This window comes from Corallococcus aberystwythensis (assembly GCF_003612165.1).
Classification (GTDB): domain Bacteria; phylum Myxococcota; class Myxococcia; order Myxococcales; family Myxococcaceae; genus Corallococcus; species Corallococcus aberystwythensis.
Window position 1 is genome coordinate 1 of the sequence record NZ_RAWK01000246.1, and the last position, 15,015, is coordinate 15,015.

General features: G+C 71.1%; 10 protein-coding genes and 1 pseudogene. 8 read left to right on the top strand and 3 right to left on the bottom strand.

The features are described from left to right. The 8 genes and pseudogenes from D7W81_RS31700 to D7W81_RS31735 form a co-directional block, all read left to right on the top strand. A pseudogene (locus tag D7W81_RS31700) lies at positions 1–462 on the top strand (ABC transporter substrate-binding protein); the annotation flags it as partial. Positions 463–493: 31 nt separating this feature from the next. Then, positions 494–1,300 carry a hypothetical protein gene (locus tag D7W81_RS31705; protein WP_120559143.1) on the top strand — a complete coding sequence of 269 codons (807 nt, stop codon included), beginning with the start codon at positions 494–496 and terminating at the stop codon, positions 1,298–1,300. A 98-nt stretch (positions 1,301–1,398) separates the two neighbouring features. After that, a complete protein-coding gene (locus D7W81_RS31710; RefSeq protein ID WP_120559144.1) occupies positions 1,399–3,045 on the top strand; it encodes a hypothetical protein in 1,647 nt (548 codons plus the stop codon). After that, on the top strand, positions 3,042–3,746 hold the full coding sequence (locus D7W81_RS31715) for an ABC transporter ATP-binding protein (protein ID WP_120559145.1): 705 nt from the start codon (positions 3,042–3,044) through the stop codon (positions 3,744–3,746). The genes D7W81_RS31710 and D7W81_RS31715 overlap by 4 nt, the downstream gene beginning before the upstream one ends. Further along, a complete protein-coding gene (locus D7W81_RS31720) occupies positions 3,743–5,029 on the top strand; it encodes an ABC transporter permease (protein ID WP_120559146.1) in 1,287 nt (428 codons plus the stop codon). The genes D7W81_RS31715 and D7W81_RS31720 overlap by 4 nt, the downstream gene beginning before the upstream one ends. Then, positions 5,026–5,787, top strand: coding sequence for a hypothetical protein (locus D7W81_RS31725; RefSeq protein ID WP_120559147.1), 762 nt, complete (start codon positions 5,026–5,028; stop codon positions 5,785–5,787). Before D7W81_RS31720 ends, D7W81_RS31725 begins: the two co-directional genes overlap by 4 nt. 108 nt (positions 5,788–5,895) lie before the next feature. After that, positions 5,896–8,448: a serine/threonine-protein kinase gene (locus D7W81_RS31730; RefSeq protein WP_120559148.1), complete on the top strand. Its 2,553-nt coding sequence runs from the start codon at positions 5,896–5,898 to the stop codon at positions 8,446–8,448. Positions 8,449–8,534: 86 nt separating this feature from the next. Next, on the top strand, positions 8,535–10,292 hold the full coding sequence (locus tag D7W81_RS31735) for an ATP-binding protein (protein WP_208721541.1): 1,758 nt from the start codon (positions 8,535–8,537) through the stop codon (positions 10,290–10,292). Positions 10,293–10,338: 46 nt separating this feature from the next. Here the strand turns inward: D7W81_RS31735 and D7W81_RS31740 are convergent, their stop codons facing one another. The 3 genes from D7W81_RS31740 to D7W81_RS31750 all read right to left on the bottom strand — a co-directional run. Further along, positions 10,339–11,193, bottom strand: a complete 855-nt coding sequence (locus tag D7W81_RS31740; RefSeq protein ID WP_438503385.1) for a L,D-transpeptidase family protein — start codon at positions 11,191–11,193, stop codon at positions 10,339–10,341. Positions 11,194–11,473: 280 nt separating this feature from the next. Further along, positions 11,474–13,426: a LysM peptidoglycan-binding domain-containing protein gene (locus D7W81_RS31745; protein ID WP_120559150.1), complete on the bottom strand. Its 1,953-nt coding sequence runs from the start codon at positions 13,424–13,426 to the stop codon at positions 11,474–11,476. A 125-nt stretch (positions 13,427–13,551) separates the two neighbouring features. Beyond that, the coding region (locus D7W81_RS31750) for a cytochrome c family protein (protein WP_120559152.1) at positions 13,552–15,015 on the bottom strand (1,464 nt) is incomplete at its 5' end.

A 15,015-nucleotide genomic window follows, 5' to 3' on the forward strand; every position in this document is an offset into this window, starting at 1 on the left:
GTGGTGGGGCTGTGGGGGGACGTGGAGCTGGCGGCGCGCGACCGGGGCGGCAAGGTGCTGGCCACCACGGCGGACGCCCCGCACCTGCTGGCCACGGTGCTGGTGGCCCGGGGGGACTTCGCGGCGCGCTACCCGGACGCGGTGCGGCGGGTGCTCCGGGGGCTGTTGGACGCGGGGCAGGGCGTGCTCAAGGCCCCGGCGGCCGGGGCGCGGCTGTTGGGCGAGGTGGCGCCCTACCTGGGGGACCCCTCGGAGGCCATCCGCAGTGCGCCGCCCGCGACACTGGCGGACAATCGGGCCTTCTTCGGACTTTCCGGCGAGGCGCCGGTTACCTATGACGAGCTCTTCCAGAGCGCCGCGGCGCTCTTCCAGAAGCTCAATCGCGGGACGGCGCCCCCACCCGCGGAGGACACGCGGGACCTGGGCGCGCTGAAATACGTCTCCGAGGCGCGGGGGCCCTGAAGCGGGCCGGAAGAGGGAAGGGGAGTCGGACGTGGCGAAGACACCGAACTACATCAAGGCCGCGTTCCTCCTGCCAGCCAACCTGGTGGGGCTGACGACGGCGGCCATGTCCAGCGCCGTCACGCAGGAGCCGCTGCCCATGATGGTGGCGCTGGGCGTGGAGGGCGTCTACCTGGCCGTGATGTCGTCCATGAAGCGCTTCCAGCGCGCCGTGCGGGCGCAGCAGCCGGACAACCCGGAGGCCGCGCGCGCGGCGGTGGACTCGCTGCTCGCGGACCTGGCGCCGTCGCAGCGCGACCACTACCAGCAGCTGGTGGGGCTGAAGGAGAAGATCCTCGCCAACTACCGCAAGCTGCCCGGAGGGCGCGTGCTGGCGGCGGACAGCGAGCCCAAGCTGGACGCGCTGCTCACGTCCTTCCTGCGGCTCATCTCCGCGCTCAACCAGAACCGCACGTACCTCAACGGGTCCGACCGGGAGCACCTGACGTCCGAGGTGGCGGCGCTGGAGGCGGAGGTCGCCGAGGAGCCCAACCCGCGCCTCAAGGACGTGAAGGGCAAGCGCGTGGAGATCCTCCGCAAACGCCTGATGCGCTTCGAGCAGGCGGGCGAGAGCCGTGAGGTGGTGAGCCACCAGCTGGCCGGCATCGAGGACCTGATGCGGCTGACGCACGAGCAGTCCATCGCCATCCGCGACCCGGAGAGCGTCAACCGGCAGCTGGACGTGCTCTCCGCGGAGACGGAGGCCACGGACGAGACGGTGCGCCAGATGGAGCGCTTCCTCGACTTCACCGAGGAGACGTCCGCGCCGCTGCCGCACGGCGGCACCCGCGTGCGATAGGGCACCTGTTCACCGTGGCACCTTGCGGGCGTAGCGAGGGCCCGCGACGGCGCACGAATAGATTGACTCTCCGGCGCAGGCATCCTGTCCTGACGCCCATGCTCCGCCGCGTTGGATTCCTCCCGTTGGTCCTGCTGTTGGTCGTGTTCGCCGGCTGCTCGCGCTGCGGGAAGGAGGCGGCGGGGCCCGCGGACTCGCCCCGGGGCGTGTCGCGCTACCTGCCGCGCACCGCGCAGGCGGCCGTCGTCATCGACGACCTGGGCACGCTGGGCGAAAAGCTCGCGCGCTTCCAGAACCTCAAGGTGGCCTCGTTCGTCGCGCAGCTGCAGAACTTCCCCTCCGCGGAGCGCTACGTGTCCGCGGTGATGCGGCAGGTGGGCGTGGACCTGCGCAGCCGGAAGGCGCTGGAGGACGCGGGCATCGACCCCAAGCGCGGCGCGGGCGCGGCCTTCCTGGGCGGCACGCAGGCGGTGTCCGTCATCGGCGTGAAGGACGCGGACAAGCTGAAGACGACCTTCGCCACCTTCGCCCGCACGCGCCTGGGCGCGACGGAGGAGAAGGACACGAAGGTGGACGCCGGGCGGCTCGTGACGTTCAACCGGCCGGGCTCCACGGAGCCCCTGCTGGGCATGCTCTTCCTCAAGCACGACCTGGTGCTCCTGTCCGCGGGCGCGTCGGTGGCGCGGCTGACGGAGCTGGCGGCGCTGCCGGAGGAGCAGTCCCTGGCGAAGGAGCCGGTGCTGGAGGCGTCCCTCAAGCGGCTCTCGGGCGACCGCGACTTCCACGTGTGGCTGCCGGGCGGCACGGGCCTGCTGCCCGCGGGCACGGTGCAGGGCATCACCTTCACGGGCCACATCGAGGAGCGCGCGGTGACGCTGCGCGCGGACTCGCCGTGGCCGGACACGCAGGCGTCGCTCGCGGCGCTGGAGTCCAAGGGCGGCGAGGGGCTCACCGGCTGGCTGCCGCAGGACAGCTTCCTCGTGGCGCGCTACCGGGGCGACCCCGCGCAGCTCGACGGCGTGTGGCCGTACCTGGCCGGCTCGCAGGTGACGCGCGCGGTGCAGAACGCGGGCTTCGACGTGAAGGCGGAGGTGCTGGACAACCTCAAGCCGGGCATGGCGTTCGCGCTGTCGCTGTCGCCCACCGTCAACCTGTCCTCCGGCATGCCGGACCTGGACCTGCGGCGCACCAACCCCTTCCGCTTCATCAACCTGGTGGCGCTCGCGGAGGTGAAGGACGTGGCGAAGGGGCAGGCCACGCTGGACAAGGTGCCCGGCTTCGCGGGCGGCTTCGGCGCGAAGGTGGAGCCCACGGACCTGAACGGCCAGAAGGCCTATCTCACGTCGTACCGCGCGGGCGAGGGCGCGCACTTCGCGCTGTCGAAGGACGGCAAGCTGGTGCTCGCGGGGCCCCGGGCGCGCCTGGAGTCCACCCTGGCCTCGTTCGCGCAGCCCGCGGGCCCGGGCCCGGTGTCGGAGGACCTGAAGGCGGTGGGCAAGGACGCCGCGCTGGTGGTGCTGCTGGACCTGCGCCGGCTGGCGGACGCCGTCAAGGCGCTGCCGTCCGCCGCGTGGGGCATTGGCGGCTTCGCCATCAAGGCCACCACGGTGCGCTGGCTGGACGCCACGGACGACCTGCGCGCCGTGACCCTGGCCCTGTCGCGCGAGGACAAGGCGCTGCAGGCCGAGATCTCCCTGCGGCTGACGCCCGCCGCCACGACGACCACCACCCCGGCCACGCCTTGATCCGCGCGCGCGATGTCGTGAAGGAGTACGAGGACGGCGAGGGCTCGCGGGTGCGCGTCCTCGACGGCGTGTCGCTGGACGTGGAGGCCGGAGACTTCGTCGCGGTGGTGGGCGCGTCCGGCAGCGGCAAGTCCACGTTGCTGCACCTGTTGGGTGGGCTGGACGTGCACTACCAGGGGCAGGTGGAGGTGGGCGGCGTGAAGCTCACCGGCCTGCGCGACCAGGAGCTGGCGCGCTTCCGCAACACGCACGTGGGCTTCGTCTTCCAGTCCTTCCACCTCATCCCCAACCTGTCCGCGCTGGAGAACGTGCTCCTGCCGTCGCACTTCGGTCCGGCCACGGCGGACGGGCGCAAGCGCGCGACCCAGCTGCTGGAGCGCGTGGGCCTGGGCGCCAAGCAGGACCGCGCGCCGGTGCGGCTGTCCGGCGGCGAGCGCCAGCGCGTGGCCATTGCCCGGGCCCTCTTCGGAGGCCCGAAGCTGCTCCTGTGTGACGAGCCCACGGGCAACCTGGATGCGGCCACGGGCGCGGGTGTCATCCAGCTGTTCCAGGAACTGCACAGGGAAGGGCTCACGGTGCTGACCGTCACCCACGAGGAGCGCATGAGCGCGGTGGCGCGCCGGGTGCTGCGGCTCAAGGACGCGCGGCTGGTGGAGGAATCCCCCGCATCCGCGCCCCTGGCCTCGCGAGGTGCCCCGTGAGGTTCGACGCGCTGTCCCGACTGGTGAGGTTGTCCCTCGCGCGCGAGCGCAAGGGCGCGTTCTTCTCCGCCTTCGGCGTGGCCATGGGCGTGGGCGCGCTGGTCTTCTTCGTGGGCCTGGGGCTTGGAGTCGGGCGCGTCATCCGCGAGCGCATCTTCCCCACGGACTCGCGGCTGGTGGACGTGGTGCCCCCGGCGGTGTCGCTGGGCCTCTTGGGCGGCGGCAAGCTGGACACGGCCGCGGTGGAGCGGCTGGCCGCGCTGCCCGGCGTGGAGACGACGTACCGGAAGATGAACGTCCGGGTGCCGGCGGTGACCCGCTACGACGGCGTCTTCTTCGGCTCGCGCCTGCGCATGGGCATGGAGGTGCTCGCGGTGGGCGTGGACCCCGGCCTCGTGCAGAAGGACGTGGGGCTGCAGGAGGCGAAGGACTTCAAGGACCCTGGAGAGGGCAAGGCCATCCCCGCGCTCATCTCCACGCGCCTCCTGGAGCTGTACAACAAGACGTTCGCGCCCGCGCGCAAGCTGCCGCAGTTGTCCGCGGAGATGCTCATCGGCTTCGGTTTCCCGGTGGAGTTCAACCGCTCCTACGTGGCGGCCACGTCCGGCGGTCCCACCACCACGCAGCAGGCGCAGGTGGTGGGCGCGTCCGACCGGGCCATGCTCGCGGGCATCACCATCCCGCTGGATACAGCCGTGCGCATCAACCGCGCTTCCGGCGCGGACGCGGACAGCTACTCCGGCGTCACGCTGGTGGCGGCGGACCCTTCACGCGTCCCGGAGCTGGTGGAGGCGGTGAAGGGGATGGGCTTCGAAATCGATGATCAGGAGCGCCGGCTCGCGGAGAACGCGGGCGCGGCGGTGGCGCTCACCACGTCCGCGCTGGCGCTGCTCTCCATCCTCATCTGCGTGCTGGCCGCGGTGAACATCGCCCACGCCATGTCCTCGTCGGTGCGCGCGCGGGCCAGGGAGATTGGCGTGATGCAGGCGGTGGGTGCGTCGCGCTCGGACGTGCGCTCCATCGTGCTGGCGGAGGCCGGCGTGGTGGGCCTGCTGGGCGGCGCGGCGGGAACGGCGGCGGCGCTGGTGCTGGCCTTCATCGTGGACCGGCTCGCGAAGGGCTACCTGCCCAACTTCCCCTTCAAGCCGGAGAGCTTCTTCTCCTTCCCCGCGCCCGTGGTCCTGGGCGGCGTGCTGTTGGGACTCCTGGCCGCGCTCGCCGGGGCCTACTTCCCCAGCCGCCGCGCCGCCGCCACGGATCCCGCGAGGACGCTGGCGGGATGAGCGGCCCCGCGGTCAAGACGCTGTTGACCAACGTCGTGTGCCTGGGGGCGCTCGGGTGGATCTACGGGGGCGACCTCTCGGATGCGCTGCGCGCCCGGACCGCGGAGGTCTCCGCGCTCCAGACGCCGCCGTCCGCCGTGCACGCGAGCGTCGTGCTGGGGCTCACCGGGGTAGGGCTGGCCGTGTTCCTCGCGGGGCTGCTTCGCAAGAAGCCGGAGGGCTTCAAGGGCTACCGGCTCCTGCCCGTCCTGCTCGTGATCGCGCTCTTCCTGGACCTGGTGCTGGTGGAAGGCAAGACGCCGCTGGATTCACCGGAACTCGGCGCGGTGGCGCTGCAGCGCTTCCAGGCGGATGCGCAGAAGCGGGCCACGGTGGACGCCGTGCCCTCGCGGGCGCAGGAACTCCAGCCCTTCGTGGACGCGCTGGGCGCGCCGCCGTACCTCGAGCACGGCGTGCCGGTGCCGGCTTACGCACTCCAGGTGCGCATGGACTGCGAGGGCCCGGTCCGTCACGCGCCCGGCACGCGGCCCGGCACGCTGTTCTACTGCGTCGCCCGGGATGGCAAGCAGGCCTGGGTGACGCTGGGCGGGCTCCCCGCCGAGGTGCGCTTTGGTGCGCCCGCCGTGCTCTCCCAGCGAGGCGAGCCGCGCGTCGCCGTCGTGCGCGCTCAGGTCCCCGGGGAGAATGAGGTCCTGGAGGGCATTGACCTCGACATTCCGGCGGTGGACGGGGGCGAGGCAGCGGCTCCTTCACCCTGATTCAGGGTCGCCTGGGGAGCAAGCGGGCGGAAATAGGTCCGCGCGCGCGGTTGACCCTTTGGAGCCGCGATCGATAGGCTCACTGCAAGGACTCGACCCCCACACACAGTGACGACCTCTCAACCGAAGCGGCAACCCATCCCGTTCGGGAAGTATCTCCTCCTGGACCGCGTCAACATCGGCGGCATGGCGGAGGTATGGCGCGGCAAACAATTCGGCGCCAGCGGCTTCGAACGGCTCGTCGCCATCAAGCGCATCCTGCCGAACATCGCCGAAGATGAAGAATTCATCTCGATGTTCATCGATGAGGCGAAGATCAGCGTCCAGCTGACCCACGCCAACATCGCGCAGATCTACGAACTGGGGCAGATCGCCAGCAGCTACTTCATCTCGATGGAGTACATCCCTGGCAAGGACATGCGGGCCATCTTCGACCGCTGCCGGAAGAAGGGTGAGCCCGCGCCCGTGCCGCTCGTCGCCTTCTGCGTGGCGAAGATGTGCGAGGGCCTGGACTACGCCCACCGCAAGAAGGACGGGATGGGGCGCGAGCTCAACATCGTCCACCGAGACATCTCGCCGCAGAACGTGCTCGTGTCCTTCGAGGGCGAGGTCAAGGTCATCGACTTCGGCATCGCGAAGGCGGCGGGCAAGGCGACGAAGACGCAGGCCGGCATCCTCAAGGGCAAGTTCGGCTACATGAGCCCGGAGCAGATCCGCGGCCTGCCGCTGGACCGCCGCTCGGACGTGTTCGCCATTGGCGTGTGCCTCTACGAGATGCTCACCGGCGAGCGCCTCTTCGTGGGCGACAGCGACTTCTCCGTGCTGGAGAAGGTGCGCAAGGCGGAGGTGCCGTCGCCGTCCACGTACAACCGGCGCATCCCGGAGGCGCTGGAGCGCATCGTCCTCAAGTCGCTCGCGAAGGACGTGGAGGAGCGCTACCAGTACGCCAGCGAGCTGGGCGACGACCTGCAGCGCTTCCTGCTGACGAGCGACTCCATCTTCGGCCGCAAGGACCTCATGCAGTACATGAAGTCCACGTTCGCCGAAGAGGTGGAGCGCGAGAAGCAGCGCCTGGCCGAGTACGCGGACATCCGCGCGCCGGACGGCATGCTGGCGGCCATCGAGGCGGGCTACAGCGGCCCGTCCCCGGTGCCCACGCAGAGCATGACCAACATCCCCACGGTGGCGCCGTCCGCGCCCGCCGTGGAGCCCGTCTCCGCGCCGCCGCCGCGCGCCTCCAACTCCGGCGCCAGCAACGCGCAGGGGCAGGGCGCGCGCCGCTCGCCCACGCTCGCCGCGCTGCCCAAGCTGACCGCCGCGCCCGCCGCTCCGTCCCCCAAGGAGGACGAGGAGCTGGCGACGCAGATGGTGGACCGCGACGCCGTCTTCAACGACGCGCCGGAGCCCACCACCCAGCCGGGCGCCGCCATTGGCCGCGCCGTCACGCCGCTGGAGTCGCCGGCCGCGCCGCAGGATGACGAGGAGGACGTGTCGGGCCGCACCGCCGTCATTCCGCCGCCCTCGTCGCTGCCCCTGGCGACGCCTCCGGGGCCGCCCCGCCTGTCGCACAACAGCGCCCCGGTGCTGACCGCCGCGCCGCCGCGCCCGTCGCTGACCAACGTGCCCACGCTGATGGCCCACGACGCGCCCGCGCCGCGCCAGACGCCCAACCGGGGCAACGACAGCCAGCTGCCGCGCCTCCACCGGCCGGACTCGCCGCCGGAACCGATGCCGCCCCCGCCGCGTCCGCCGGCGCCTCCCGTCCTCAATGGCGGAAGCGCGTCGCGTCCGGGCCGTGAGCCGGCCGCGAAGGAACCGCGCCAGAAGCACGCGTCCGACGAGGGCGTGGCCCGGGGCCTGGGCCTCAAGGGCATGGACAAGCGCCTGCTCTATGGCGCCGTGGGCCTGGCCTCGCTGTTCATGCTGGTGGGCGTGGCCCTGGTCTTCTCCCCGAGCAAGCCCGCGCAGGGCTACGTGATGGTGGAGCTGAAGACGCCGGAGGCGAAGGACCGCGCGACGGTGTCCATCAACGCGGGAGTGCCGGAGAAGTTCCCGGCCAACGGCTTCATCCTGAAGCAGCTCCCGGTGGGCAACGTCCTGGTGGTGGTGACCGCGGACGGCTACGACGCCTTCAACAAGTCCGTGCTGGTGGCCGAGGGCGCCAACGCCACGCAGGTGCCGGTACAGCTCAAGCAGCAGGCGCGCTCGGTGGTCGTCATCTTCAAGACCCAGCCGGATGACGCCGAGGTGAAGATCGACAACCAGGTCGCCCGCAAGCAGGGCGGCCGGGACCAGGTGCTCAAGGACTTTTCGCTCAGCAGCGACACCCCTCTGGTGGAGGTCACCGCCGCCGGCTACGTGCCCTTCGTCAAGAAGATGACCGTGAACAGCAACGGCCTGGACGTGGTGGCGACGCTGGAGCGCGCACCCGTGGAGGTGCGGATCGAGTCCGAGCCCGAGGGCGCGTCCATCTACCAGGGCAACAAGGACCTGGGGGCCGTCACCCCTGCGACCGTCCGGGTTCCGTGGGGCACGCGTGAGCTCACGCTGAAGGCGAAATGCCACGCGGACGCGGACGTCTCCGTGGGGTCGCCGTCCCCGGCGGGCTCCACGGTCAAGGTGGAAGCAACCCTGAAGAGGCAGGCGCGCTGCCGCGATTAGCGGCCCCGCGGTCCTGACGCTTAAGGTAAGGCCTGGGGGTCCTCCCCCCGGATGTCCCCGGGGGGAGCGGCGCCGGAGGGATGTCCGTGACCAAGGTGCGCAAGGTGAACAAGGCGGATCCGCTGGCGGATCTGCCCCGGTGGGCGCAGCAGCTGGCGCGCAAGTACTACACGAAGACGGTCAGCACCTTCCTGCTGTACGGGGCCGTACGCGATTTGCAGCCCCTGCAGCTGGAAGACGGCGGACGCGGCTTCGGGACGCTCAAGACGTTCCTGTCCGAGGAGCTGTTCGGCGGGCGTGACCACGTCCTCTTCTACGACCGCTCGTCGGGCATCCGCTCCGCGACGCCGGAGACGCAGAAGGACCTGGCGCGGGCCATGACGGGCTACGACGCCATGTACGGCACGGACTTCTCCAAGGTCCTGCCGCGCGACCCGGGCCGCGCGCTGCAAATCCTGGAGAACTTCCTGCGCATGCGCCTGAGCGAGGGCCGCTCGCTGGCGCTCATCATCGACTACGCGGAGACGCTGGTGCCCGGCGGGGAGATGAGCCACCTGTCCGCGGAGGACCGCTTCGTGGTGGCCACGCTGGACAAGTGGGCGCACGACCCGCAGTTCCTGGCGGGCGACGTGTCGGTGATTCTCCTGGCGGAGAACCTGTCGGACGTGTCGCCGCGCATCAGCCGCAACCCGTACGTGGCGCCGATTGAATTGCCGCTGCCCACGGAGGAGGAGCGGCTGGACTACGTGCGCTCCAAGCTGGAGGGCAAGAAGCTCCAGTCGCTGTCGGACGTGCCGCTGGCGGGCTTGGCGAAGATGACGGCGGGCCTGTCGCGCATCAACCTGGACCGCGTGCTCACGGAGGCGCTGGAGCGGGAGGTGCGCATCACTCCGGAGCTGCTCAAGGAGAAGAAGAAGGAGCTCATCCAGGCGGAGTGCCACGGCCTGCTGGAGTTCATCGAACCCGCGCACACGCTGGACGCGGTGGCCGGGCACGCGCCCGCCAAGCAGATGCTGCGGCAGGCGGCGTCCGCGCTGAAGAAGGGCCGCATCGAGGTCATGCCCATGGGCTACCTGGTGAGCGGCCCCGTGGGCACGGGCAAGACGTTCATGGTGAGCTGCTTCGCCGGGGAGATTGGCATCCCGGTGGTGAAGTTCCTGAACTTCCGCAGCCAGTGGCAGGGCGTGACGGAGTCCAACCTGGAGAAGATCTTCAACCTGCTGAAGGCCCTGTGGCCGGTGGCGGTGATGGTCGACGAGGCGGACACCTTCCTCGGCAACCGCGATTCCGGCGGGGACTCCGGCACGAGCAGCCGCATCTTCGGCTCCATCGCGTCCTTCATGGGCAACACGCAGTACCGCGGCAAGATTGTCTGGTTCCTGCTGACGGCGCGGCCGGACCTGCTGCCCATCGACTTGAAGCGCCAGGGCCGCGCGGAGGAGCACCTCGCGCTCTTCTATCCGCAGACGGACGAGGAGCGGAACGAGCTGTTCCAGGCGATGAGCAAGAAGACGGGCGTGTCGGTGGAGGGCGTGGAGTCCTTCGCCTCGCTCATCCCCGACGGCGTGCGCGCCTTCAGCGGCGCGGACATCGAAGCGGTGATGGTGCGCGCGAAGTTCCGCGCGCTGGCGGACGGGCGCGACCAGGTGACGAAGGACGACCTGGCCGCGGTGCTGGCGGACTTCGTGCCGCCCAGCTACCCGCTGGAGATTGAAATGCAGAACCTGGTGGCGGTGCAGGAGTGCACCAGCCGGGCGCTGCTGCCGGAGAACTTCCGCAAGCTGGACCGCGACTACATCAGCAAGCGCGTGCGGGAGCTGAAGATGCTCCTGGAAGAGCAGTAGGCGGCGAGCAGTAGGCGGCGAGCAGTAGGCGGCGAGCCGTGAGCCGCTAACCCACGGTGACGGGGACGCCCAGGTGCGGATCCTGGAGCGTCTCCACCACCGCGATGCGGTCCCCCACGGCGAGCGCGTCATGCAGCACGAGGATGTCCTCGTTCGCGTGACGGATGCAGCCGTGGGACACGTCGCCCCCGAGCAGGGCGGGGGCGCTGGTGCCGTGCAATTCCTCGCCGCTGCGCTGTCCATCCACCCAGGACAGGTCCAGCAGCCGCGCGCCGAACACATGCCGGTCGTTCCACAGCCGCGCGCCCGCGTTCTCCGTGGCCACCTGGTCCAGCTTCGCCCGGACGACCTTGAGGCCCGGGTGCGTGGGCGTGGCGGCGGTGCCCACTGCGTTCGGGAAGATGTCGACGAGCTGGCCCAGCGGGTCGAAGAGGAAGGTGCGGTGCTCGCGCAGGGCGATGACCACGCGCACGGGCTGGCCCGCGTAGAACGCAGAGGGCAGGGCACGCGACTGTCCCCGTGAGCCCGAGGCGGGCGCGAGCCCATCCAGGGCCCGCAGGGTGGCGGCATCCAGCACGCCACTGGTGCGCAGGCCCGCGTGCACCTGGAAGTTGCGCAGCGCGCGGGCCGTGTCCGGGCCGTAGCGCCCGTCCGCGCCGCCGTACAACGCGAACCCCATGTCCAGGAGCGCGCCCTGCACCGCGCGAAGGCCGTCCCCGCGTGCACCCGCGCCCAGCACCGTCCCTCCGGATGCCACGTCCGCGAGCTGCGGCGAGCCGGCGAAGCGCGGATGCTCCAGGACGCTCGTTGCCGGGCCCGCGACGAGCGCGAGGGGGCTCGAAGCCACCGGCGTGAGCGCGGTTCGCGACAGGCCTGTCAGGTTGTCGCGTGCGCGCTCCACGGGAGTGGACACACCGTCGGACGGGGACGCGAGGGACAGCCCCCGCGGTGCCACACCGGCGGGGGGAACCGGCCCGCTGAAGCGCGTGAGCGAGTTGGCCTCGGAGGCCGTCCTGTCCCCCGGACGTTCGACTCCACGGGGCAGGACGGACAGGACCGGCGCGGTTTCGCTCGCGTCAGTCGGTTCACGGAGGAGCAGCGGAGATTCTCGAAGCAGTGCGGATGCGAGCATGGCGCCGGGGACTGCAAGGTCCCGGCCGTCGCGCCATGCCCGGGTGCCGCTACGGCGCGCTCAGCGACAGCAGTTTGCCGGTGGGGACCGTGCGGTGGTCCTTGATGTGGTTCCACTTCATGATGTCCTCGACGGACACGTTGTAGCGCTGCGACACCGACCAGAGGGTCTCGCCCTCGGCCAGCGTGTGCATCTTGGCGCCCTTGGGGCCCACGGGCGCCTGTCCCGCCACGGCGTTGGCCACCACGATGGTGCCGCCGCGCTCCTCCACCTTCGCCGGCGCCGCGCCCTTGGACTCCGGCGGCCACACGGCCAGCAGCGTGCCCAGGGCCAGCGTGCGGTTGCGGCGGGGCAGGTTGTTCCACTTCTTCAGGTCGTCCACCGACACCTGGAAGCGGTTGGCGATGAGCCACAGGCTGTCGCCGTCCTGCACCCCGTACGTCACGCGCGTCTTGCCATCCACCTTCTCCGTCTTCACCGGCCCCGCGGCCACGGGCCCACGGGGCGTGCCCGCCGGGACCTCGTCCTCCGGCCGCGTCGCCACCACGCCGCTGCGCCGCGCCTGCGCCACCTTCGTCGCGATGGCGCCGCTCGCCTCACCGCTGCCGCCCCGGCCGTTCGCCGGCACCGGAATCACCAGCTCCGCGCGCAGCTTCAGCGTCCGCGCGCTCTTCAGCCGGTTCATCTGGAGGATGGCCTCCGGCGCCGTGCCGTACTTCTGGGCGATCTGCGACAGCGTGTCGCCGCGCTTCACCGTGTGCACCTTGAACGTCAGCCGCTCCGCGGGGGAGAGCTTCTGGAGGTTCTCCGCGAAGAGCGTCGTGGTGCCGCGCGGCAGCTTCAGCACGTAGGGCTTCGCGGCCGTCGCCGGGGGCGTGCACCAGCGCCGCAGCTCCGGGTTCAGCTCCTGCACGTCCAGCACGCTCACCCCGGCCGCGCGCGCCACCACGTCCAGGTCCGTGGCGTCCGTGAGCTTCACCTCGTCGTATTCCAGCGTGTCCTCGTACTGGAACTCCTCCTCGGAGAAGCCGAACGCGGTGGGGTTCTTCGCCACCAGCGCCGCGGCGATGAGCTTGGGCACGTAGTGCTTCGTCTCCTTCGCCAGCCCCTTCTCCTCCGCCAGCACCCAGAAGTCGCTCGTGCCGTAGCGCGCCACCATCTTGCGCACCCGGTACGAGCCCGTGTTGTAGCCCGCCCACGCCAGGTACCAGTGGCCCAGCTCGCCGTAGAGGTCCTTCAGGTACGACGCCGCCGCGTGCGTGGCCTTGATGGGGTCGCGCCGCTCGTCCACCCAGAAGTCCTGCTTGAGGCCGTACTGCTTGCCGGTGCTGGAGATGAACTGCCACGGCCCGGCCGCGTGCGCCCACGAGTACGCGTTCGCGGAGAAGCCGCTCTCAATCATCGCCAGGTACACCGTGTCCCGGGGCAGGCCCTTCGCCTCCAGGATGGGCTGCATCACCGGCAGGTAGCGCGTGGAGCGCGCCATCCACTTGCGGAACCACTTGCGGCCGGGGCCCTGGAAGAACTGGATGTACTCGGCCACCCGCGGCTGCATGTCCACCGGGATGTCGTAGCGGTCCTTCACCTGCGAAATATCGAAGTTCGCCAGGTCGGTGATGCGCGCCAGCGGCGGGGCCGTGTCGTCCTCGCGGAAGGTGGGCTCTTCCAGCGCGTCCAACATTCGCAGCCGCAACGGGTTCGTCAGGCCCAGCCGCCGCAGCGACTGCATCATCTCCGCGTTCGGCTTCGCCTCCGGGTCCAGCGTCGCGCCCTCCAGCGCGCGCAGCTCTTCCAGCTCCGCGGATTCGGCCTCGACCTCTTCTGTCTCCTCGCCTTCCTCCATGGGAGTGGGGGGCGTGGCCAGACTGCCGTCCGCCGTCAGCGTGGGGGCTTGCGAAGAGGCGGCCGCATGCACGCCGGACGGCGGCGCCGGTAACGGCGCCACGCCCTGCGAGGAGGGGACCGAGGCCAGGGCAAGCAGGAGCAGTGAAAGAGGCGGCATGGGAACGCCAGGCGAGGTCGCCCAGAAGCAGGCGAAGCCCGCAGTATTCGCCAGCTTTCTTGACAGTCAAACAACAAGTCGCTCGGTATGCCCCCGGGAAGGACCCACCGTGGGGGCGAGCGGCCCTATTTCGCCGGGGGCTCTCCTGCCTGCCCGCTTTTTCCCGTTCCGCCATGGCCGGGGCCGAGGATGCGGGGCAGGTAGGTGGCGAAGTCGAAGTGCGGAGAGTTCTCCGTGTTGTGGCAGGTGACGCACACGGCCTGGCCCGGCTTGCCCACGATGGTGGCGGGGCTCGGCGCGTCCACGTGCTTGGAGCCCGGACCGTGGCAGCTCTCGCAGCCCACGTCCTCGCGGCCCGCGACCTTGTCCAGCCGGCACACGCCGCCCGGCTTCTGCCAGCCGGTGACGTGACAGCCGATGCAGTTGAGGTGGTGCTGCTTGCCCACCTCCTCCAGCGTCTCCCACGCGTGGTGGTGCTTCGTGCCTTCCCACACGGCGGTCGCGTCCGGGTGGCAGTCCGCGCACACGGCGCTGCCGACGAAGCCCGCCTGTCCCTTCGCGGGCAGCGGACAGTCCTGGCCATGCTCCTTCGCCCACGCGAGGTTCAGCTGGCCCACGTCCGCGTCGTACGCCTTCACCAGCGCCTGCGCGTCCGGCGCGGTGGGCAGGTTCGACTCCAGCGGCAGGAAGCGCAGCGCGAAGCCGTTGACGCCGGTGGCGGGCGCGGGCGGCGCGTTGAGGAAGCCCTGCTTGCGCGCCGCGAGCTCGTCGCGCTTGCCCTGCTTCAGCGCCTTCAACTTCGGGTCGATGCCGGGCTGGGCAATCTCCTTGTCCAGGAGCGCCATGCGCTGCTCCAGCGCCGCCGCCTCCCGCTCCACGTCCCCCTGCGAGCGCTGGAGCGTGAAGGCCCCCTTCGCCGGCGCGTACGTCAGGTCCACGCGCAACAGCGAGCGCCCCTTGCTCTGCACCGCCACCACCGGCACGTCGGAGCGCACCAGCCGGTTCTCCTCCGCGGAGAACTCCCCGGCGCTGTGCGTGGCCACCACCAGGTTCGCCGCCAGGCCCGGCAGCGCGGCGGCGGCCTGCGCGGCCTCCAGCGGCTGATCCAACAGGCCCACCACGAAGTCCGCGCCCTGCTCACGCGCCTGCTGGCTGGCCTTCACCAGCGCTTCGCCGGACGCCGCCGCCACCACGCCCACCTTGCGCGTCCCCGCGTCCAGCACCTTCACGCCGCCGGACGGAACCTCCGGCAGACCCAGGCCCTGGCGGAACGCGGCACCGCGCGTGTCGTCCAGCTCGCCCGTGGCGCGCGCGGCGATGCCCATGGTGCGGAACGCGTCCGCGAGCGCCTTCGCCTTGCGCTCCTCCTGCGGCACCTGATCCGCCTTGAGGTGCGTCTCACCGAAGAGGCTGTTGCCACCGTCGATGTAGAGGACCGGCTGGCCGCCCTGGCGCGCCTGCTGCACCTGGAACGCCGCCCGGCCAATGCCGCCGCGCATGTTCTCGCTGCAGCCGCAGGGGCCCAGGTAGCCGCGCGTGTCCGCGGAGATGAACAGCACGGCGCCCGGAGGCGCGGCGGGGGTGGGGGA